Origin of the sequence: Pseudomonas sp. GM33 (assembly GCF_000282295.1) — a bacterium.
Classification (GTDB): domain Bacteria; phylum Pseudomonadota; class Gammaproteobacteria; order Pseudomonadales; family Pseudomonadaceae; genus Aquipseudomonas; species Aquipseudomonas laurylsulfatiphila.
Genome location: NZ_AKJO01000008.1, coordinates 38005 through 59285 on the forward strand (window position 1 = coordinate 38005; position 21281 = coordinate 59285).

16 protein-coding genes and 1 pseudogene are annotated in these 21281 nt (G+C 61.2%); 11 read left to right on the top strand and 6 right to left on the bottom strand.

Translation table 11 applies throughout. The features are described from left to right. Window position 1 precedes the first annotated feature (1 nt). From PMI26_RS27820 to PMI26_RS27805, 4 genes are all read left to right on the top strand, one after another. Window positions 2-742 (top strand): substrate-binding periplasmic protein, encoded by a 741-nt coding sequence (locus PMI26_RS27820; protein WP_007970168.1) that lies wholly within the window; start codon window positions 2-4, stop codon window positions 740-742. 214 nt (window positions 743-956) lie between these two features. Next, window positions 957-1574, top strand: coding sequence for a GTP cyclohydrolase II (gene ribA / locus PMI26_RS27815; protein ID WP_007970170.1), 618 nt, complete (start codon window positions 957-959; stop codon window positions 1572-1574). Further along, a complete protein-coding gene (locus PMI26_RS27810) occupies window positions 1571-1990 on the top strand; it encodes a hypothetical protein (RefSeq protein ID WP_007970172.1) in 420 nt (139 codons plus the stop codon). Before ribA ends, PMI26_RS27810 begins: the two co-directional genes overlap by 4 nt. Next, window positions 1990-2790, top strand: coding sequence for a cobalamin-binding protein (locus tag PMI26_RS27805; protein WP_007970173.1), 801 nt, complete (start codon window positions 1990-1992; stop codon window positions 2788-2790). Before PMI26_RS27810 ends, PMI26_RS27805 begins: the two co-directional genes overlap by 1 nt. 124 nt (window positions 2791-2914) lie before the next feature. Here the strand turns inward: PMI26_RS27805 and PMI26_RS27800 are convergent, their stop codons facing one another. The 5 genes and pseudogenes from PMI26_RS27800 to PMI26_RS30235 all read right to left on the bottom strand — a co-directional run. Next, entirely contained in the window at window positions 2915-4801 is a 1887-nt protein-coding gene (locus tag PMI26_RS27800; RefSeq protein WP_007970175.1) for a TonB-dependent receptor domain-containing protein, read from the bottom strand. Between the two features lie 157 nt (window positions 4802-4958). Beyond that, window positions 4959-6857: a 1-deoxy-D-xylulose-5-phosphate synthase gene (gene dxs, locus PMI26_RS27795; protein WP_007970177.1), complete on the bottom strand. Its 1899-nt coding sequence runs from the start codon at window positions 6855-6857 to the stop codon at window positions 4959-4961. 90 nt (window positions 6858-6947) lie between these two features. Further along, on the bottom strand, window positions 6948-7835 hold the full coding sequence (gene ispA / locus PMI26_RS27790) for a (2E,6E)-farnesyl diphosphate synthase (protein ID WP_007970179.1): 888 nt from the start codon (window positions 7833-7835) through the stop codon (window positions 6948-6950). Continuing rightward, the gene (locus tag PMI26_RS27785; protein WP_007970180.1) at window positions 7832-8074 is read right to left on the bottom strand and encodes an exodeoxyribonuclease VII small subunit; all 243 of its coding nucleotides are present in this window, start codon (window positions 8072-8074) and stop codon (window positions 7832-7834) included. Before PMI26_RS27785 ends, ispA begins: the two co-directional genes overlap by 4 nt. A 119-nt stretch (window positions 8075-8193) precedes the next feature. Further along, a pseudogene (locus PMI26_RS30235) lies at window positions 8194-8274 on the bottom strand (DUF4172 domain-containing protein); the annotation flags it as partial. A gap of 275 nt (window positions 8275-8549) precedes the next feature. On the opposite strand from PMI26_RS30235, the gene PMI26_RS27780 reads away from it, so the two are divergent. The 7 genes from PMI26_RS27780 to PMI26_RS27750 all read left to right on the top strand — a co-directional run bounded on the left by PMI26_RS27780 (window position 8550) and on the right by PMI26_RS27750 (window position 20031). Further along, entirely contained in the window at window positions 8550-9341 is a 792-nt protein-coding gene (locus tag PMI26_RS27780) for a YfaP family protein (protein ID WP_007970181.1), read from the top strand. Window positions 9342-9379: 38 nt separating this feature from the next. Continuing rightward, the gene (locus PMI26_RS27775; protein ID WP_007970182.1) at window positions 9380-11092 is read left to right on the top strand and encodes a DUF2138 domain-containing protein; all 1713 of its coding nucleotides are present in this window, start codon (window positions 9380-9382) and stop codon (window positions 11090-11092) included. Next, a complete protein-coding gene (locus PMI26_RS27770) occupies window positions 11089-11727 on the top strand; it encodes a DUF1175 domain-containing protein (RefSeq protein WP_007970183.1) in 639 nt (212 codons plus the stop codon). The genes PMI26_RS27775 and PMI26_RS27770 overlap by 4 nt, the downstream gene beginning before the upstream one ends. Beyond that, on the top strand, window positions 11724-16283 hold the full coding sequence (locus tag PMI26_RS27765; protein ID WP_007970184.1) for an alpha-2-macroglobulin family protein: 4560 nt from the start codon (window positions 11724-11726) through the stop codon (window positions 16281-16283). The genes PMI26_RS27770 and PMI26_RS27765 overlap by 4 nt, the downstream gene beginning before the upstream one ends. A 1-nt stretch (window position 16284) precedes the next feature. After that, window positions 16285-17904, top strand: a complete 1620-nt coding sequence (locus PMI26_RS27760; RefSeq protein ID WP_033047350.1) for a DUF2300 domain-containing protein — start codon at window positions 16285-16287, stop codon at window positions 17902-17904. A gap of 3 nt (window positions 17905-17907) precedes the next feature. Beyond that, window positions 17908-18720: a YfaP family protein gene (locus PMI26_RS27755; RefSeq protein WP_007970187.1), complete on the top strand. Its 813-nt coding sequence runs from the start codon at window positions 17908-17910 to the stop codon at window positions 18718-18720. 297 nt (window positions 18721-19017) lie between these two features. After that, window positions 19018-20031, top strand: coding sequence for a PDDEXK nuclease domain-containing protein (locus tag PMI26_RS27750; protein WP_033047351.1), 1014 nt, complete (start codon window positions 19018-19020; stop codon window positions 20029-20031). A gap of 304 nt (window positions 20032-20335) precedes the next feature. Here the strand turns inward: PMI26_RS27750 and PMI26_RS27745 are convergent, their stop codons facing one another. Next, a complete protein-coding gene (locus tag PMI26_RS27745) occupies window positions 20336-21082 on the bottom strand; it encodes a LexA family transcriptional regulator (protein WP_007970191.1) in 747 nt (248 codons plus the stop codon). Between the last annotated feature and the right edge of the window lie 199 nt (window positions 21083-21281).

The window sequence follows — 21281 nt, forward strand, 5'->3', positions numbered from 1 at the left end:
GATGGTTCTACGTGGATGGATGGTGTTGGTGCTCGCGATGTTTTGCTCTTTCGCCCAAGCAGGAGGAGGGGGTGCTACGCCGCCGTCGGTGATTCATCTGGCCAGCGAAGACTGGGAAGACTACACCGCCGCTGACGGTCATGGCCTGGGCTGGGACGTGCTGCGACAAGTGTTCGAGCCGGCAGGTGTCAAAGTGGACATCCGCACCGAGCCCTACGTGCGTTCGCTGGGCCTGGCCGAACGGGGTGAAGTCGATGCCTGCGTCGGTTCCTATCGCGACGAGTCCGAGGCTGTGCTCTATCCCCACTGGAGCTTCGACACCGATCACATCTATGCCCTGGGCCTGGCGAGCAGTCCGGTGCCAACTCCGGAAACCCTGGGCAATTATCGACTGGCCTGGGTCCGTGGCTACGATTACCAGGATTATTTGCCCAACGTGCAGCACTTTGCTGAAGTGCAGCGGCGCGACGGCATCGTGTCGATGCTGACCCACAACCGTGCCGACTATTACATCGACGGGCAGACCGAAGTCGATTACGTGCGCAATCGTGCCAAAGACCCCTCCCAGTTGCGCAGTACTCATATCGCCGAGTTGCCGCTGTATCTGTGCTTTGCCAAGACCGCAAAGGCGCGTAGCCTGATGGCGCTGTTCGATCAGCGCATGGAGCAGTTGGTCAAAAGCGGAGAGCTGAAACCTATCTTCGAGCGCTGGAAACAGCCATACCCATTCGAAGACAATTGAACGGGGCCAATGTAGGCGCTGCCGAAGGCAGCGATCTTTTGATTTTGAAGATCAAAAGATCGCAGCCTTCGGCAGCTCCTACAGAGATTGATCGGCCCGCATATCAAACTTTTTGATAGTTATCGCCGATAATTCAGCCTAAGCGTCGCTCGGAACCTGCTGTTACAATGCCGGCTCTGCGAATCTTCAGAACTTTTAGATCAGGAGCACACCGGTGCCTGTCGTTTTTGTCGCCGCTTCCAAGCTGCCAACGCCTTTTGCGCAATTCACCATGCATGGCTTTCTCGATGAAGGCACTGGCCGCGAGCACGTTGTGCTGAGCCTGGGTGAGTTCGACGACGGTGCCCCGGTACTCGGCCGGTTGCACTCCGAATGCCTGACTGGCGATGCCCTGTTCAGCCAGCGTTGCGACTGCGGCTCGCAACTGGAGGCCGCTTTGCAGGCTATCGCCCGTGAAGGTCGTGGCGTATTGCTGTACTTGCGCCAGGAAGGTCGTGGCATTGGCCTGCTGAACAAGATCCGCGCCTATGAGTTGCAGGACGGTGGCGCCGATACCGTCGAAGCCAACGAGCGTCTGGGCTTTGCCGCCGACCAGCGTGACTACGCCATGTGCCTGCCGATGCTGGAGCACCTGGGCGTGAAGTCATTGCGCCTGATGACCAACAACCCGCGCAAGGTCAAAGCCTTGACCGACATGGGGATCGCGGTGGCCGAGCGCGTGCCGTTGCACACTGGGCACAACCCGCATAACCGACTCTACCTGGCGACCAAGGCCAGCAAGCTCGACCACATGATGGGCAATGAACATCAGGGCGAGGTAGACCGGGCGTGACCCGGGGTCAGGTTCGGCGGCGACTGTCCGTCAACTGGTGGCAATACCTGGCACTGGCCCTGTTGCCGCTGTTCGTGATCAACGCGGTGTTCGGCCAGAGCGAAGCCATTCTGCCGGTGCTGGCGATGCCGTTGTTCATCGCCGGTGTCGCTTCGATGTTTGTCAGCCTGAAGTTTTTCGGCGCCTACAAGCATGCGCTGATCGCCACCCAGAAAGCCCTCGATACCCCTGAAGAACCTGGCGCGTGGATCAACCTGGCGGCGAAACGCCGTACAGCGTTCCTTGTCGCTGGCCTGCCAGCGTGGATCGGTGCCCTGGCGGTGTTCGTCGGGCTCGAAGCGGTGCCGCTGATGCTGTTGGCGCTGTCGACCGCCGTGCTGTTCTACCTCTACCGTATTCCGCGTCAGCTCGGTTGATGCGCGCGCTCTGGCTGGCGGTTTTGCTGCTGGCCGCCAGCCGCTCGGCCATCGCGGTCGAGCGGGTCGTCAGCCTTGCACCGTCACTCTCTGAAATCGTCGTGGAACTGGGTTCTGCCGACCTCCTGGTCGGTGTGCTGGACGCCGGTGAGCGACCGGCTGAACTCAAGAACCTGCCCTCCGTTGGCCGCTATGGCCAGTTGGACATGGAGCGGCTGCTCAGTCTGCAGCCCGATCTGTTGCTGCTATGGCCCGGTAGCGTCGGCCCGGCCCAACGCGACCAACTCAAACGCCTGAGCATTCCCACCTACGTCGCCGAACCCCACAGCCTGGAGCAGCTTGCCGCGCAGATCGAGGCCATTGCCGCTCAGATCGCTCGGCCTGACCGCGGCGTTTCATTGGCCGGCGACTTGCGCCAGCGGTTGGATGCACTGCGTCAACGCTATCGACGGGATCAGCCGTTGCGGGTGTTCTATCAGATATGGGATCGGCCGTTGTACACCGTCGGCGGCGAGCAGATCATCAGCGATGCGCTGGAGGTCTGCGGAGCCCAAAACGTGTTTGCCGACCTGAAACTGCCGGCACCGCAAGTCAGCGTGGAAGCCGTGTTGCAGCGTAATCCCGAGGTGATTCTGGCCAGTGATCAGGCGCAGCTCGATGCGTGGAAAGCCTGGCCGCAGGTGGCGGCGGTAGCACAGGGGCAATTGCGCCTGGTGACGGACAAGGGCCTGGAGCGGCCGAGTGGGCAGATGGTTGAGGCAACAGCAAAGCTTTGCCAATTGATCGCACCCGACCGCTGAAATGTACTGCTACTGACACTCTGGCCACGCCTTTGTAGGAGCTGCCGAAGGCTGCGATCTTTTGATTTTTCTTTTAAAGACAAGATCAAAAGATCGCAGCCTTCGGCAGCTCCTACAGGTGATCTCAGCGGATGTCGGGGGTCCATGTCACCCCGAACATCCACGCCCGACCTTCCTCGCGATACCCGTACTGGCTGCCTTGGTAACTGTACAACGCCCGGCTGTAACCCTTGTCCAGCAGGTTGTCGACCTTCAGCTCCAGCCGGACTTCACGATTGAGCGCCCAACTGCTGCGCAGCCCCAGCAAGGCATAGCCGCCGAGGGGCTGTTGATTGTTCAGGTCGTCATAGCTGCTGCTGACCGCTTGCCAACTGGCGCCCAGGCCCAGGCGGTCGAACTGTCGGTCCAGATCCCAGCTCAAAGTGCGGCGCGCGCGGCGGGCCAGGGTATGACCCGTGTCGCGGTCGCGCGGGTCGATGATCGCCACGCCGAGATTGCTTTGCCAGTCGAACAATTCCTGTTTCAGCGCTGCTTCGAAGCCGTTGATCCGCGCCGAGGCGACGTTCTCGGGGCGCGAGTTGCTGCCGAAGATGATCGCGTCTTCAAGGTCGGTGCGATACAGCGACGTTTCCAGACGACTGCTCTCGGTCAATTGGCTGCGCCATTGCAGCTCATAGCTTTTCGAGGTTTCAGGCTTGAGGTCCGGGTTGCTGAAGTCGGGGTAGTACAGATCGTTGAACGTCGGTGCGCGGAAGCCTTCGCTGTAGGTGAACAGCACTTCGTTGTCCGGGTTCAGTGGCAGGGTGAAGGTACCGCTCCAGGTGTTCTGGCTGCCAAATTGCTGGTTGTCGTCGTGACGCAGACCCAGCTCCGTGGAGAAACGATCAGCCCGATAGCGGTGCTGGATGTACGCCGCACGGTTCCAGCGACTGTCTTCATCGAACGCGGTGCTGCTGTTGATCCGGTCTTCATACCAGTCACCTCCGAGCAGCAGACTGTTGCGCTCGTCGAGCGTCAGGTCGTTCTGCCAGTTCACCGAATCCCGGTAGGTGTTGAACACGCTGCGTTCGTCACTGAGTTTGTCGAGGGTCTTCTCGCGGTTTTCGCTGTGGCCGAACTCGATGCGGGTTTGCCACAGATCATTGATGCCCGCGTCGATGTAGCTGCTGACACTGCTCACATCGAATTCGTTGTCGGGCTGCTGTTGGACCGATTCGAACGTATTCATGTCGAAGCGCCCGAACGGGTTGTCGAATTCGCTTTTGCCGCGATTATCCAGCGCGTTGACGCCGATCTCGATGTCATCGCTGAGTGCGTGGCTAACGCTCAGGCTGAACGACTGGTTTCGGTACTCGTCATGGTCACCGTCGCTGGGGTAAGACTCGTGGGTGCGATTGATCCCGGCGCTTTCGTCGAGGCTGGCACCGAGGTTGAAGCGGGTGCGCTCGTCCCCACCGGACAGACCAAGGCTGCGCTCCCAGGTCTGGTTGCTGCCAAACGCCGTGTGCAGGCGTGGTTGCAGGCCCTGTTCGCCGCCACGGCGGGTGAAGATCTGGATCACCCCGCCAATCGCATCGCTGCCATAAATCACCGAACGGGAGCCGCGCAGCACCTCCACGCGCTCGACCTGTTCGATGTTGAGGTGCTGCAGGTTGCTGTCGCCGGAGGTCGAACTGCCGATGCGCTGGCCGTCCACCAGCACCAGGCTCTGGGCCGACTGGGTGCCGCGAATGTAAACCCCCGGCACACTGCCGCGCCCGCCGGCCTGCGAGACTTGTACGCCCGGTACACGGCGCAGCAGGTCGGTGACGCTATCGGGTTGCAGGCGATCGATGTCGTCACGGGTGAACACGGTGTTGGCGGCGCTGCTGTCGTTGCGCGCTTCGACCTGGCGGTTGGCGCTGATCAGCACGTCGGGCAGCTTCAGCGCTTGATCGCGTTCTAAGGTGTCGGCAAGGGCGTTGGCGGTGGGTAGCAGGAATAGGGGCAGGGCGAGGCGGGAGAACTTCATGGGTGGTCCGATGGTGCTTTGAGGCAAATACAATTTTGAGGGGGCCACAAAACACTGTGGGAGCGGGCTTGCCCGCGAAAGCGTCGGTACAGCCAACATTGATGTTGGATATACCGGCCTCTTCGCGGGCAAGCCCGCTCCCACAGGGAGAGTGTGTTTAGCGGTTCAGCAGTTGCAGGCGCTCGCGGATCGAAGCCTCGATCCCGGCTTCATCCAGCCCACACTCGGCCAGCATTTGCGCAGGCTTGGCGTGCTCGACGTAGATGTCCGGCAAGCCCAGGTGCAGCATCGACTTGAGGATGTTTTCCCGGGCGAGGAACTCGCTGACAGCGCCACCGGCGCCGCCCATGATCGCGTTTTCTTCGACAGTGACCAGCAACTCGTGACTGCCAGCGATTTCGCGCACCAGCGCTTCATCCAGCGGTTTGACGAAACGCATGTCGACCACGGTCGCATCCAGCGTCTCGGCGACTTTCAGGGCTTCGGCCAGTTGCACGCCGAACACCAGTAGGGCGACTTTGCTGCCTTGGCGGCGGACGATGCCCTTGCCGATCTCGATCGGCTCGAGGTCTTTCTCGATGGTCGCGTTCGGGCCATTACCGCGTGGATAACGCACAGCCGCCGGGCCTTCGTACAGGTGACCGGTGGTGAGCATCTTGCGCAGCTCGTTTTCATCGCTCGGGGTCATCACCAGCATGCCGGGGATACAGCGCAGGAACGACAAATCGAAGCTGCCGGCGTGGGTCGGACCGTCTTCGCCCACCAGACCCGCGCGGTCGATGGCGAACAGCACGTCGAGGTTCTGCACCGCGACGTCATGCACCAGCTGGTCGTAGCCGCGCTGCAGGAAGGTCGAATAGATGGCCACTACGGGTTTGGCGCCTTCGCAGGCCATGCCGGCCGCGAGGGTGACGGCGTGCTGCTCGGCAATGGCCACGTCGAAGTAGCGCAGCGGGAAGCGTTCGCTGAACGCAACCAGGTCCGAGCCTTCCTTCATCGCCGGTGTAATCCCGACCAGACGCGGATCGGCCGCCGCCATGTCGCACAGCCATTCACCGAACACACCGGAGTATTTCGGCCCGCTGGCCTTTTTCGGCGCGGCGGCCGGGGCGTCCAGAGGCTCGAGTTTGGTGATGGCGTGGTAACCGATCGGGTCGACTTCCGCCGGGGCGAAGCCTTTGCCTTTCTTGGTGACCACGTGCAGGAACTGCGGGCCTTTCAGATCGCGCATGTTGCGCAGGGTGGCGATCAGGGTCGGCAGGTCGTGGCCATCGATCGGGCCGATGTAGTTCCAGCCCAGCTCTTCGAACAGCGTGCCGGGAACCAGCATGCCCTTGGCGTATTCTTCGGTGCGGCGAGCGATTTCCCAGGCGCCGGGCAGGCGCGACAGCACTTTCTTGCTGCCTTCGCGCATGCTCGCGTAGGTGCGGCTGGAAAGGATTTTCGCCAGATAGTTCGACAAGCCACCGACGTTACGCGAGATCGACATGTCGTTGTCGTTGAGGATCACCAGCATGTTGGCGTCCACTTCCGGCGCATGGTTCAGCGCCTCGAACGCCATGCCCGCGGTCAACGCGCCGTCGCCGATCACCGCGATCGCCTTGCGCTCGCTGTTTTGCAGGCGGGCGGCAATCGCCATGCCCAGCGCGGCACTGATCGAGGTGCTGGAGTGGCCGACGCCAAAGGTGTCGTACTCGCTCTCGGAGCGGCGCGGGAAGGCAGCGACGCCGTCCTTCTGGCGCAGGGTGCCCATGCGCTCGCGACGACCGGTGAGGATCTTGTGCGGATAAGCCTGATGACCCACGTCCCACACCAGCCGGTCGTCCGGGGTGTCGAAGACGTAATGCAGCGCGATGGTCAGCTCGATCACGCCCAGGCCGGCACCGAAATGCCCACCGGTCTGGCCGACCGTGTAGAGCAATTCCAGGCGCAACTCATCGGCCAGGGTTTCCAGCTCGGCTTCGCCTAACCGGCGCAGGCCGTCCGGCGTGTTCGCGCGGTCGAGCAGGGGCGTGGTCGGGCGCTTGCGGGGAATCTCATGAAACGTCGTGGGCATCAGGCGAATCGTTATAGGTATAAAAGATGCGGCAGTTTACCTGATGCATCGTCCCCTGCCCACGCGTTGGTTTTTTTTGGCGATTCGCCGTCAGCTGCGGCGATCGACGATATACCGGGCCAGATCCCGCAACGGCTCGGCCGCCGCGTCAAACGGTCGCAGGGCGTGCAGGGCCTGGTCACGCAACTCCAGGGCATAGGCCTTGGCGGCGTCGAGGCCGAGCAGGGCCGGGTAGGTCGGCTTGTCCCGGGCAATGTCCGCGCCTTGGCGTTTGCCGAGGGTGGCGGTATCGCTTTCGACGTCGAGAATGTCGTCCTGGACCTGGAATGCCAGGCCGATGGCCTGTGCATAAGTCTGCAGGGACTTGAGTTCGTCTTTCTCGGCACGGCCGCTGGCCAGGGCGCCGAGTTTGACGCTGACCTCGATCAACGCACCGGTCTTGTGCCGGTGCATGTACTCCAGGGCTTTCTGGTCAAGCTTCAAACCGACCGAGCCGAGGTCGATGGCCTGACCGCCGACCATGCCCGCCGGGCCCGCCGCCAGTGCCAGGGCGCTGACCATTTGCAGGCGGATTTCGGCCTCCGACGTGCTCAGGCGCGGGTCTAGCAGGGCGCTGAAGGCCAGGCTCTGCAAGCCGTCACCGGCGAGGATCGCGCAGGCTTCATCGAATTTCTTGTGGGTGGTGGGCTGGCCGCGACGCAGATCGTCATCGTCCATGGCCGGCAAATCGTCATGCACCAGTGAATAGGCGTGGATCAGCTCCACCGCACAGGCCGCACCGTTGGCTTGCTCAGGCTTGCCGCCCAACGCTTCACAGGCGGCATAGGCCAGCAGTGGACGCACGCGTTTGCCGCCATTCATCACGCTGTAGCGCATGGCTTCGTAAAGCCGCGCCAACTCGGGGCCTGGTGCCGTGAACAGGGTTTCCAGCGCCGCATTGACGCGAGCCTGACTGGTGGCCGAGTACGCTGCAATCATTCTGGCTGATCCGCGTCGAAGGGTTCCTCGGCCAACTCGCCATCACGCTCGAGCAGCACCTGAACCTTTTGCTCGGCCTGGGCCAGCGCCGCCTGGCAATCGCGGGTCAGACCGATGCCTTGCTCGAAAGCGGCCAGCGAGTCCTCCAGCGACAATTCGCCATTCTCCAGACGCTCCACCAGCGTTTGCAGGTCGGCGAGGGACTGTTCGAAATCCAGTGCAGCTTTTTTGCGGGCCATGGCGGCGATTTCCGGTTGACGTTAAACCGGCGCGACACTAGCAGACATGGGGTTTATGGGCAAACTCACAGACGACGCACACCCCCGTAGGAGCTGCCGGGTTATCAGGATAGTGGATCGCGTAACAAGGGCGCCAAGCGTTCGGCACTCCAGGTGAACTCTGGCCAATCAGGCTGCTGCCATATCCATTGAGGTGTCATGCACTTGATGCTCTAAATGGGGGGGAGCCGATTAGATTGGCTATTCGGCTCACATAATGAGCCGAATATGGCGCGTATTCGGCTCACCGTCCCGTTATCGTGATTCCCACCGCAATTTCGGAGCCATCCGATTGTTAAAAAACACCCGAATGGCTAACCTTCGAGCCCTATACGACCTGGCAGTCACGGGTCTTTCAGACGAAACGCAGTATGCACATCTGTAACGCGCCCAGGATCAGGCGCAAGGTTTCGTCAGGCATGGCAGGAGGCGTCGCATGCGCTCATTTCTTTTGCTGCTGATCGGGCTGGGTTTCGCGCCCGGGATTCTGGCCGCGCCGGATGCCGAGTTGTCGGAGCCGGTGGGCGGCTGGCGCTATAACGGTTTGCTGGATCGCACGGAAAACCCGCAAGTCGCCTATCCCACGCCGCCCATCGACCGGGGCGTGCAGCGCAATCGCACGATGATCGAAGGCCAACTCAAGGCCCTCGGCACTCAGCGTGGGCCGCACACGCTGGCGGTCAACGGCAATCCCTTGAATCTGTACACCGACGACCAGGGCCGTTTCGCCCGGCCCTATGCGTTCGGCGCCGGTTCCAACAGCGTCGAAGTGCGTAGCGTTGAAGGCCTGTCGCTCAAGCGCGTTCAATTCTATGAAGCCAATAATCTGCGCACTCCCGCGCGGATTCGTGTGGTGCTGGGCTGGGACGACCCGAAGGCCGAACTCGATCTGCACATCATTACCCCCGACGGCCAGCACGCTTTCTGGGCGCACTCAGCGCTGACCAATGGCGGCGGCCTCGACCCGGACGGCGTCGATGGACCCGGCCCGGAGATGTTCACCATGACCGCGCCGCTGCGCGGCACCTACCTGGTTTACGTGAACTATTGGGGCAACTTCGGCAGCGAAGGCTATAACTTCGATGAGACCGGCAACCAGAACGAGGTGATTACCTCGCAGATCAACCTGGTGCTCAACGAAAACACCGTCGATGAAAAACGCGAGACCTTCATCGTGCCCCTGCGCGCAATCGGCGACTTGTTGCTAGTCAAGACTTTCAACTATTAAGCATCCCGCTCCACGGATGAACATCGGGTTTTGTGAACATGAGTGATAGCACTGTTACTCCGGCCGCTGGCGCACCCGCGGCCAAACCTTCCCTGCATTGGCCGACGCTGCTGATCGGCATATGCCTGGTCGCTGGCGTGGCCGGTGGGTTGGGGTGGCTCATGCACAAACCCAAGGCGCCGGCGCCTGCGTTGGCCAGTGACAAACTGGGTATGGGCCGGCCGGATGGTTTGCTGGAAACCCACTCCTTGAGCCAATTGCCCAAAGACCTGCTCGCGGTGCCATTCCTCAAGGAAACCCTGACCGAAGATTTCGTCTTCTACTACGAAACCCACGCCGATCGCCTCGGCTTGATCGGCAGTTTGCGGCGGATCATCTACGAACATGACCTGAAGTTGCAGGACACCCTGATCGAGCAACTGTTCGATCAGCCTGCCGACGTGGCGTTGTGGCGCGGGGCGGACGGGCGGCTCAAGGATTTCCTGCTGGTGATGGATCGCGGCGGTCTGGCCAAGGTGCTGGAACCCTTGGCCAAAGTCGCGCTGGACGACTCGCAGTTGAGCAAGGTCGCTGAGGTGAAGGTCGGCAGCGAAGACGTGGCGCTCTATCAACTCAATTACAACGCCAGCAAGGCGCTGTTGTTCGCGTCCCATGGCGACAAACTGGTGGTGCTGTCCAATCCGGCGAAGCTCTACGATCCGCAAAACGGTGCAACGGAGGAGCCGGGCAGCGTATCGACCACGGCCGTTGCCGCGCTGCTCAGTGGCGAAAAACTGTTTCCCGAAGCCTTCGGTCTGCCGCCTCGTGCGCCGCAGGTGAAACAACGCCTGTCGGTGAATGCCAGCGTGCTGGCCATGGGTTACCAGCGTTTCATTCCGAACTTCGCCGGCCTGCGTTTCGACATGGACGACAAGGGCTGGCACAGCTTCCTGGCCATGGATGAGCTAGAGAATCAGCCGGATTTCGATTTCAAACCGATCTGGCAAGCCATGCCCATGGGGGCTAGCGCTTGCGTGGCGTTGCCGCTGGCTGCCGAACAACAGAAACCGCTGCTGGTGAAACTCGGTGCCGAGGAGAAGGTGGCCCAGGCACTGACCGAACACATGGCCGGCGCGGCGGGGCTGTGCTGGTATGCCGATTCGCGGTTGTACACGCCCTTGCTGGTGGCCAGCCTCAACGATGACGACAGCGGCAAACTCGATGGGGATCTGGGCAAACTATTCGGCTCGATGGTCGGTGCGCACGAGAGCAACGTCGAAGACGGTGCCTTCCCTGTGCTGGAAAAACAGGAAGGCCAGAGCCATCAGTGGCAACGTCAGGTCAGCTCCAGTTTCGGTCCTTATGCGGCCAAGGAAGCTCAAGATCCCGATGCCATCACCGGCAAGGCGTTCATGAAAGTCAGCCTGGCGCGCCATGGTTCGACGCTGCTGTTTTCCCTCGACGACAAGCTGGTGGACAAGGCCCTCGGCACCCTCGACAAACGCTTCCCGCCGATGGCCGACGTGGTGCCGAAGGACTTGCTGATGCCAGTCTATTTCGGCCCCGATTCCATGGCGCAACTGATGCAGCAGGAAACTCTCGACAGCCTGCCTCAGGACATGGAACCGGTGTTCTACAACGCCGCGCAAACCTTCCTGATTCCGAAACTGCGCACCCTCGGTGGCTACGGCAAATACGCCCTGACCTTGCCCGAAGGCAGCGAGCCAGACGGCCACTGGCAGTGGCTGCCGCTGGAGTGGAAAGCGCTGTGACGGCGTTGATCCGCAGTCTCGGCCTGCTGGCGTTGTTGCTGAGCGCAGGTGCCCGCGCTGTCGAGACGCCATCGCTCGACCCGCAGCAATCCCAGGTTTTTCGCGCCTGGTTCGTGCGCATCGCCCAGGAGCAACTGAGTCAGGGGCCGAGCCCGCGCTGGTATCAGCAGGACTGCGCCGGACTGGTGCGCTTTGCCGCCAATGAAGCGCTAAAAGTCCACGACGACAAATGGCTGCGCAGCAATGGCCTGTCCAACCGTTACCTGCCGCCGGAGTTGCAATTGAGCGATGCCCAGCGCGGTCTCGCCCAGCAGTGGCAGCAGGGCGGCGGCAAGGTCGGGCCGTACGTCAACGCGATCAAATTGATCCAGTTCAACAGCCATCTGGTTAGCCGCGATGTGTCACAGGCACGCCCTGGCGACCTGATGTTTTTCGATCAGGGCGACGACCAGCACCTGATGATCTGGATGGGTCGCTACATCGCCTATCACACCGGCACCACCACACCCACCGACAACGGCATGCGTTCGGCAAGCCTGCAGCAACTCATGACATGGAAGGACACCCGATGGATACCCGACGCAGCCAACCCCAACTTCATCGGCGTCTATCGACTGAATTTTCTCTCCCAATGACCGGTGCCCGCATGCTGCGTTTTCTGTCTCTGATGTTGGTGTGGATGCTGCCACTCTCGGTGGTTAACGCCGATGACTCGGTCCCGGCCAGCGGCTATGCGCCAGTGGCCGGCGAGAGCTTCTTCCTGCTGGCCGACAGCAGTTTCGCCAGCGATGAACCAGCGATGGTGCGCCTCGAAGCACCGGGCCGCGACTATCGCCGGTTTCGCATGGAGCCTTATGGCGGCGCGGACATTCGGGTGTATCGCATCGACAAGCCGCTGGACTTCCTCAAGCGCCAGAAGAATCTGCATCGGGTGGTCAGCGATGGCCAGTTCAAGGGTGAAGGTTTGTCCAACACCCTCGCGTACCTGTGGGACAACTGGTATCGCAAATCCCGCCGGGTGATGCAGCGGGCGTTTTCCTACGAGTCGCGTAAACAAGTCACCGAGGAAGTGCCGGAACTGAAGATGGGCAATGCGATGGCCGCGCCAACGCCCTACGATGCACAGCCGCAATTCGCGTTGATACCGGGTTTGCCGGTGGTCAGCCAGTTCCGTTACCCGTTGTGGCAGGCCAAGCCGATTCAGCCACCTGCGGGGGTGAACCTGGCCGGGTCTTCCAGCGAGTTTGTCAGTGTCGCGCCGGGCAATGTGTACATCCCGCTGGGCACTCTCAAACCGGGTCTTTATCTGGTGGAAGCGCTGATCGGCAAGTACCGCGCGACCACCATGGTGTTCGTCTCCAACACCGTGGCGGTGAGCAAGATTGCCGGTGACGAATTGCTGGTGTGGGCCGCGCGCAAACACGAAGGCAGCTCGGTGCCGAAGGTCAATGTGCTGTGGACCGACGGCCTGGGTGTGATGAGCAGCGGCGCCACCGATAGCGACGGCTTGCTGCGCCTGAAGCACGTCAGCCCCGAGCGTTCCTTCGTGATCGGTGAAGACGAAGAGGGCGGGGTGTTCGTCTCCGAGAATTTCTACTACGACAGCGAAATCTACGACACCAAACTCTATGCCTTCACCGACCGGCCGCTGTATCGACCGGGGGATTGGGTGTCGCTGAAAATCGTCGGACGTGAATTCAAGAACGCGCGGGACTCGGTGCAGCCAAGCGCTGCCGACGTCAATGTGAGCGTGCTCGATGCCACCGGCACGGCGCTGCAATCCCTCGATCTGAAACTCGATTCCAGGGCTGGTACCCAAGGCCGATTCCAGTTGCCGGACAATGCCGTGGCCGGTGGTTATGAACTGCGTTTTACGTACAAGGATCAGACCTACAGCAGCGCCTTCCGCGTCGCTGAATACATCAAGCCGCACTTCGAGATTTCGCTCAATCTGGCCAAGCAGGATTACCGCACCGGCGAGCCGGTCAAGGGCAACCTGGTGCTGCTGTACCCGGACGGCAAACCGGTGGCCAATGCGAAATTGAGCCTGAGCCTGCGCGCCCAACAGCTGTCGATGGTCGACAACGAGCTGCAGTACCTCGGGCAATTTCCGGTGGAGCTGACCAGTACCGAACTGACCACCGACGCCAAGGGCAACGCAACGCTCGACCTGCCCGCCGCCGACAAGCCGAGTCGCTACATGCTCACCGTGTTCGCCAGCGACGGCGCGGCGTATCGGGTCAAGACCACCAAGGAAATCCTCATCGACCGTGGTGCGGCGAACTTCCGCTTGAGCGCGCCCCGACGCTTCAGCGCGGTGGGCGACAAGGTTGCGTTCAGCTACACCCGCGAAGGCGAGCAGGCGCAGGCCGTTACACCGGGCAGCTACGGCTGGGTACGTCTGGAAGACCAGAGCACCGGTGAAGGAAAACTCGCGGCAACCGACAAAGGTTTCACCCTGGCCTTTGACCGCCCGGGCACCTACAACCTGACGCTCAAGGATGACCACGGTCGCGTGGTCGGCGCCACCGGGCATTCGGTCACCGGTGAAGGTGTCAAAGCCGTGCCCGGCACCGTGGAAATCGTCCTCGACAAGCCCGAGTACATCACCGGCGATGAAGCGCTGGCGCTGATCACTTTCCCGGAACCGGTCAACGATGCCTTGCTGTCGCTGGAGCGGGACAAGGTCGAGGCGACCGCGCTGCTGTCCAGAGGCGGTGACTGGCTGAAGACGGAAAAACTCAGCGATACCCAATATCGCGCGCGCATCCCGGTGAAGGACGGCTTCGCGCCGAACCTGACCTTCTCGGTGCTGTACACCAAGGGCGGCCAGTACAGTTTCCAGAACGCCGGCATCAAAGTGCTGACGCCACAAATCGACGTGGCCATCGCCACCGATAAAGACACCTACCAGCCGGGCGAAACCGTCTCGGTGGACCTGACGACTCAATTTGCCGGCAAGCCGATCCCGGCGCACCTGACGGTCAGCGTGGTCGATGAAATGGTCTACGCGCTGCAACCGGAAGTGGCGCCGAGCATCGACCAGTTCTTCTATCACCCGCGGCGCAACAACGTGCGCACCAGCGCGAGTTTGTCGTTCATCAGTTATGACGTCGCCTTGCCGGGCAGCCCCGGTGCGCCGGGCAAAGCCAATCGCAGTGAGCGCGGCGTGAAAGTGCTGGAACGGCCGCGTCGCGAGGATGTCGACACGGCGGCGTGGCAGCCAGAGTTACTGACCGATGCCAACGGAAAGACCCGTTTCACCTTCAAAATGCCCGACTCACTGACCCGCTGGCGCATCACCGCCAGGGCCATCGCCGATGACGGTCAGGTCGGACAGAAGAAGCAATTCGTACGCTCGGAAAAACCGCTGTACCTGAAGTGGAGCGGGCCGAGTCGATTCCGTGCCGGCGACAAACCGGACCTTGGTGTGTTCGCCTTCAGTCAGGGCGAGAAACCGGTCAAGGTCGAGCTGGTGACCCGTTACGCCGGCAACGAACAGCGCTTGCCTGTGACCCTGAACAGCGGCATCAACTACATCCCCTTGCCAGCGTTTGAACTGGCCAATGGCGAGTGGAGCGCCGAGCTGGTGCAGGACGGCAAAACCGCTGATGCGTTGACGGTGCACCTGAGTGCGACCGGTGAAGGTTGGCGGGTGACGCAATCCCAGAGTCTCGATGTGAGCAGCGGCGATACACCGCTGACTCTGCCGGCAGACGCAACCGATATTCGCCTGCGCCTGGATGACAGTCCGCAAGCGTTGTTCCGTTCGGCCCTCGACGACCTGTTGAGCTACCCCTACGGTGGCGTCGAGCAGACCGCCAGTCGATTGTTGCCGTTGAGCATTGCCTACCCGACGCTGGCGGCGAATCCGCAGATCCGCGATCGCTTGCGCCTGATCATGCAAAACAGTCGCCTGCGCCTGGTACAAATGGCCGGTCCTTCGGCGAGCTTTACCTGGTGGGGCATGGACGGCGAGCCGGACGCGTTCCTCACCGCCTATGCCTATTACGCTGACTGGCACGCCAGCCGGGTGCTGGACCTGAACCTGCCGCCGGAGCATTGGCAGCGTGTGCTGGAGGTCTACGCCAAACAGGCGAACAACACGCCGCTGCTGCAGCGGGCGCTGATCCTGTCGTTCGCCAAACAGATGCAGTTGCCGGTCAACACCTTGCTCAGTGGCCTGATGGAAGACTTGGCGAAAGCAGGCGAGGGCACGGCTGCGAACCTGATGGAGGACGGCGAAGACAGCCTCGTCATGAGCGATCCTGACTCAGCCCTGGGGCTGGCTGCCGCGAGAGTGTTGACGGCCGCGCTGGCCAGGCAGGCGAAGGTTGTTTTGCCGAATGCGTTCAACCGGCAACTGGCCGACGCGCAGCAACGTCTGGCGGTCAGTTCCCAGCCGTTCGCCGAAGCGCTGAACCTGTCGCTGCAACCCTTCGATCAGGTTCGCGCCCAGGCATTACTGCAACGCCTGTTGCCACAGCAATCGACCCTGGAACGGGCATTGGCGCTCACCTGGCTGCAACGCAGCATCGAGCAGGCATCGCCCACCATTGCATTGGCCCCGGGTGAAGGCTGGAAGAAACAGTACGGGGTTTCTGGTGAGATGTTTTGGACGTGGCAGGGGTCTGCGCCAGTGCCGGCGGTGTTGACGCTGAGCGGGGTGCAGGAGCGTCCGCTACGCGCTGCATTGAGCTATCGCAGCCAGCAGCCGGCGGTGGATCCGATGGCCGTGACCATCACCCGTCGCCTGTCGCGACTGGTGCCGGGTGATGAGGCTTTCACTTTCAAACTCGAGGCAGTCGGCAACGCGCCGCTGTCCAGCGACAATCTTTATCTCGACGAAGTGATCATCACCAGCAAAGCCGCCAAACCGCTGCGCTACGGCCTGCTGGAAGTGCCGCTGCCACCGGGCGCTGATGTCGAGCGCACGACCTGGGGCATCAAGCTCATGGGCAAGGCTGGCACCGAACCGACATCGCTGGAGAAGGCGCGTTTCGAGCCGGGGCAAATGGCTTATGCCATTCCGGTCGATGCCTTGAGTGGCGAATTGCGCCTGCGGCATCTGGTGCGTTTCTCGCAGAAGGGGCAGTTCAACTTGCCGCCGGTGCGATTCACTCAGGTGTATGCGCCGCAGCATCAGGCGATGGAACAAAAGGCAGCCCTTGGCCAGGTTACGGTTCACTGACGTGCACAGGTTGCTGCTGGGGTGGCTGCTGTGTTTGATCCCTGTGCTGGCGACAGCACAGGACGAACCGCTGCGCCTGGCCTTCAAGGGCGACTTACTGTCTTTGAGCCGAACTCAGGTGATCGCCCGCGAGCCACTGCCGCAGACCTTGCAGACACCCTTGGGCAGTGTGTGGAAGTTGTTCGTCTACGCCTGGCTAGTGGACACCGGTGCGCGTGAGCCGGCTTATGAATGTCGCGGCCAGTCTAAGGAAGAAGTCTATTGCTGCACGGCGGGCGGCAGGATCGAACGCGATCAGGCGTTGGTGAAGTCATGCGGTCTGTATTTCGAACCCGCGCGACTGGGCATCCGCGAGGCCGACTGGCGAGCCTATTGGCAGGCACGGCAGGCGCCGCAATGGCTGCTGGATTTGCCTTCGTTGCAACCGGCTACCCGGGTTTCGGTGGCGCAGCTGTTGAAGGTGTTGGCCGTGCTGCCGGCGCAGGATCAAGCCCGACGTGTGTTGCTCGACGTGGTGCTCAATGCCGCTGATGGCAATGTCGTCGGCGAACTTGGAAGCCGCCTGCGGGTGAAGACCTGGAGCTGGTTGGCAGATCAGGATGCCACGTCACGCCAGGGCGGATTTGCCGGTTGGACGGCGGAGGGTGCACCGGTCTGGGCTGGGGGGCGGGGCACCAGTCAGCGGGTACTGCGTGATTACGCGCAGGCATTGTCCGCGGCGATTCCTGTTGCCTGGCCTGCGGATGCAGGGAAGTGTGTAGAGGTCGACCTGTTCTCCCGCTATCCACTTCGGCGTGTCTTGTCAGGAGGCTCTGCGGTGTCTTCCGGAGCGTTACAGGGTAACTACCGCGTCGAATTCGCCAACGGCAATGCGCTGGATATCCACAGTGACGGCGAACTCTTTCTGCTGAACGACAAGCTCGTCGCCCGGCTGGATCGCGAAGAGTACGTCGCCCGTGTGCTCCAGCGCGAAGCCACTGCCGAGCCGGTCGAGGCCGCCAAAGCCCTCGCGGTGGCCATCCGCACGTACCTGCTGCAAAACGCCACGCGCAGCGGCGATTGCCTGAGCATCGACGACAGCAGTAGCCGTCAGCGGGTCGCGCCGCGTCCGGCATCCTCCGAATCCCGCGATATCGCTGCGTGGACCAGCGACCTGGTCCTGACCGGCAGCACCGTCACCTATCATTCCGATCAACCCGGCCCGGACAAGCTGTCCTGGCAGCAAGCCGTCGAACAGGCCGGTGCCGGCCAGCGCTACGACGCCATCCTGCTGCACGCCTACCCACGCGCCAGTCTCAGTCGCTGGGACAACCCGGTCGCGTCCTGCGAAGCGTTGCCTGCCGCGCAAGACTGGCTGCAGAAACAGCGGCGCGGCTGGCGTGCGCGATTGCAAGGCGAGGTCGGCTACAACGAAGTCGGCACCTTCGCCGTATGCCGCCTGGCCTTCGGACACCCCTATGTCGACCGCGAACGTCAGCGTATCTACGTGCGTGGCGTGCTGACGTTGCAAGACCGCCTCGACCTGACCCACGAATACCTGCACCTGACCTTCGAGGCTCACCCCAACGGCCAGGATGAAACCTACATCGAAGGGCTCGCCCGCCACCTCTTGCTGGAATAGACCATGAAACTCCGTTATCCACAGGTCTTGCTGTGTCTCTGCTCGCTGCTGGCGTTGCCATCAGTGATGGCGGCGGACAGCGTCAAACTCGACACCCCCGCAGGCGGCTGGCGCACCGGCGCACCCGAGGGCGAGGGGGAAAGCTTCCGGCAGGTCGTCAACTACCCGGCCTCATCGGTCAACACCCCGGCAGGGCAGGCCAACACCGCACGCATCAGCGGCCAGATCAAAGCCACAGCGAAATCCACAGAGCCCGGCCGGCTGATCGTCAACGGGGTGAGCATGCCGCTGAAAATTGACCCGGCCGGCCGCTTCGATCGCCCGTTCTCATTCCCCAACGGCAGCAACAGCGTCGAAGTTCGCAACCCCGATGGCCAGCAACGTCACCGCACGCAATTCCTCAACAGCAGCGGCGGTGCGACCCCGGCCAAGTTACGTGTATTACTGGCATGGGACAGCGACAACACCGACCTCGACCTGCACCTCATCACCCCCGACGGCGCGCACATCTGGTACGGCGACCGCATCGCCCCCAACGGCGCAGCACTCGACGTCGACGTCACTACCGGCTACGGCCCGGAAATCTTTGCCATGCCTGCACCGATCAAGGGGCAGTACCTGGTATATGTGAACTACTTCGGTGGCGGCTACAGCAGTGATGAGGAGGGGCAGGAAGACGCGGTACAAGCGCTGACCACCGCGCAGGTGACGGTGATTACCGAGGAAGGCACGCCGAGCGAGAAGATGGAGACCTTCCTGGTGCCGATGCGGGCGGTCGGGGAATTGACGTTGGTGAAATCGTTCAGCTATCCGTGAGGTTGAGGTACAACTTGCGCAGGGTTTGCACACGATTGCGCCCGTGATCCTTGGGCCATACAGGGCTTCATCGTTGAGCTTGAAAGCGAAGTCCGACCGGCAGAGCCTCTTCCGGGGTACGGGGAGCGGTTTTTGGACGGGGTGGATTTAGCATCGGCCATTTTGGCTTGGCAAGTGTTCTCTGGGTGGGGGGATGCTTGTTAGCGTTGTTTCATGCAGAAATACATTGTGAATGTTCCTGCGTCGGTTTCAGGAGTAATTGAGAAAGCCCTCCAGCTGACATGGAAATGTCCTGACGTGAATGATCTTCCTGGCAATACCTCTCTCGATTCTGCTTTCAGTGAAGTTACCCAACTGATTGTGACTGCTCGACAACGCGCCATGCAGGCGGTCAACACCGAGCTGATAGAGCTGCACTGGCAGGTTGGGGCCTACATCAGCCGCAAGATTGAAGCGGCGGAGTGGGGTGATGGGGTGGTGGCTCAACTGGCTCAGCACCTGGCCTATACGCAGCCTGGATTGCGGGGGTTCACCCGTACGAATCTTTTTCGCATGCGCAAGTTTTACGAGGCTTATAGGCATGACGCAAAAGTCGCAGCACTGCTGCGACAATTACCCTGGACCCAGAACTTGGTCATCCTCAACCAGAGCAAACACCCGGAGGAGCGCGAGTTTTACCTGCGCATGGCAATCCAGGAAAAGTGGTCGAGCCGCGAACTGGAGCGGCAGTTCAAGGCAGCTTTGTTTGAACGTTCAGTGGTCAGCCCGGCAAAAGTCTCAGCACCGCTGCGACAAATTCATCCCCAGGCCCTGAACGTGTTCAAGGACGCCTACGTGGTCGAGTTTTTGGCTCTGGAGCGTGGTCATGCAGAGACGGACTTGCATGGAGGCCTGCTGCACAAGCTCAGGGATTTTCTGATCGAACTGGGCAGGGACTTCTGCTTTGTGGGTTCGCAATATCCGTTGCAGGTAGGCGGGCGGGACTTTGCGCTGGATCTGTTGTTCTTCCACCGTGGGCTGAACTGCCTGGTGGCGATCGAACTCAAGGTCGGGCGCTTTGAGCCGGAATACTTGGGGAAAATGGATTTTTATCTTGAAGCGTTGGACCGCAATGTCCGCAAACCACACGAAAACCCGGCGCTCGGCGTATTGCTGTGCGCGAGCAAAGAGGACGAAATCGTCGAGTACGCCTTGAACCGCTCACTGTCGCCAGCCTTGATTGCGGAGTACCGCACTCAATTGCCAGACAAGAAACTGTTGCAAGCCAAGCTGCAGGAGTTTTATGCGCAGAATACTGAAGGGGCTGAGTGATTTTTTTGTGAGTCACTTTCTTTCAGGCATTAAAAAGCCGGCTTGTGGCCGGCTTCTCGGGGACTGGCTTGGATCATTTTTGGTAAACCGCGCCAGCCTTCAAAACGTACACCCGGATCTTGCGTCCGGCTGTGGGACCTGGTGAGAAAGTCATCTGTCAGGTCAGCGCATCTGAGCCGCAGGGCGGGTCGATGCGCAAATGTGGGGCGCAGCATACGCAGGTTTAGCGCAAATTCCCAGCGGGAAGTGCCGTGCAGAGCTGTTCGGCCACCTGGCTGGATGGCCGATGGGCGTTGTGGAGCGTTTAAAGAAACGGCACCGCGGGCCGCCGTTTGTTCAGGGTCGACCACCAGAACACCCAGCCCAGTACCCGGATGTTCTGTTCCTCGATTTGTGCCGCCCGGAAGATTTCATCCGGGTACTCGGCGCGGTTGTGGCTGCGCAATCGCAGGGAGTTGCCCGGTAGTCGGTGCAGGTACTTGATGCGCAGCATGCCGTCATGTTCGATGGCGTAGATCTCGCCATCGATAATCTGGGTCAGGCCACGATCAATCGCCAGGGTCGAACCGTCTTCAATTTTCTCGCCCATGCTGTTACCGCTCATGAAGGCGCAGATGGCGTCGGCGTGGTTGATTTCCAGTGAGTCGAGATGGCTGCGGGGCAGGCGAATGGACGTCTCGGGATCTTCTATGACGTGGGTTTTGTTGGATCCCGGGGCGATGACAGCTTCTTTGTAGAAAGGCAGTTCGACGTCGACAGGCTCGATGACCGTGTAGATACCGCGGATGGTTTGGGCGTCGAAGATGTTGCCTGACTCCTCGATCAGGCGCAGATGCCGGGCGTCTTTCGAGCCTTCGCCGGTTTTCAGCCAGTCACTGTTGACGGAGAGTTTTCTGGCGACTTCTTCCATGCAATGGGCAGGCACGCCGCGGGTGTACCAGTTATGGACATTTTGCGGAGCCGTATCCAGAAAGTCGGCAAATCCGGTGGTTGTGATGTTCGCTGCTTCGAGGAGCGCTTTAAAGCGTGGGCCGCTAGTGTTCTTTTTCATGAACGCGAGTCTACTGACGGCGGGTAAGGGTTTGAATAAACGCCTCGTTCAAATTTCGTGGGTAATTTACGACCGGATGTAAGACGTTCTTGAGGAATTTTAAACAGATAAAAACCAAGATCGAACAAGGACAAACATCATGTTTAACGCGCTTATCAAGCGCCCACAAAAAACCCCGGATCACCCGGGGTTTTTCTTG

Excerpts from the sequence above, each read along its gene's own strand:
- PMI26_RS27745 (WP_007970191.1), bottom strand. The coding sequence starts at position 21,082 with ATGAAAAAGAACACTAGCGGCCCACGCTTTAAAGCGCTCCTCGAAGCA.
- PMI26_RS27805 (WP_007970173.1), top strand. The coding sequence starts at position 1,990 with ATGCGCGCGCTCTGGCTGGCGGTTTTGCTGCTGGCCGCCAGCCGCTCG.
- PMI26_RS27820 (WP_007970168.1), top strand. The coding sequence starts at position 2 with ATGGTTCTACGTGGATGGATGGTGTTGGTGCTCGCGATGTTTTGCTCT.
- PMI26_RS27755 (WP_007970187.1), top strand. The coding sequence starts at position 17,908 with ATGAAACTCCGTTATCCACAGGTCTTGCTGTGTCTCTGCTCGCTGCTG.
- dxs (WP_007970177.1), bottom strand. The coding sequence starts at position 6,857 with ATGCCCACGACGTTTCATGAGATTCCCCGCAAGCGCCCGACCACGCCC.
- PMI26_RS27775 (WP_007970182.1), top strand. The coding sequence starts at position 9,380 with ATGAGTGATAGCACTGTTACTCCGGCCGCTGGCGCACCCGCGGCCAAA.
- PMI26_RS27765 (WP_007970184.1), top strand. The coding sequence starts at position 11,724 with ATGACCGGTGCCCGCATGCTGCGTTTTCTGTCTCTGATGTTGGTGTGG.
- PMI26_RS27780 (WP_007970181.1), top strand. The coding sequence starts at position 8,550 with ATGCGCTCATTTCTTTTGCTGCTGATCGGGCTGGGTTTCGCGCCCGGG.
- ispA (WP_007970179.1), bottom strand. The coding sequence starts at position 7,835 with ATGATTGCAGCGTACTCGGCCACCAGTCAGGCTCGCGTCAATGCGGCG.
- PMI26_RS27800 (WP_007970175.1), bottom strand. The coding sequence starts at position 4,801 with ATGAAGTTCTCCCGCCTCGCCCTGCCCCTATTCCTGCTACCCACCGCC.
- PMI26_RS27785 (WP_007970180.1), bottom strand. The coding sequence starts at position 8,074 with ATGGCCCGCAAAAAAGCTGCACTGGATTTCGAACAGTCCCTCGCCGAC.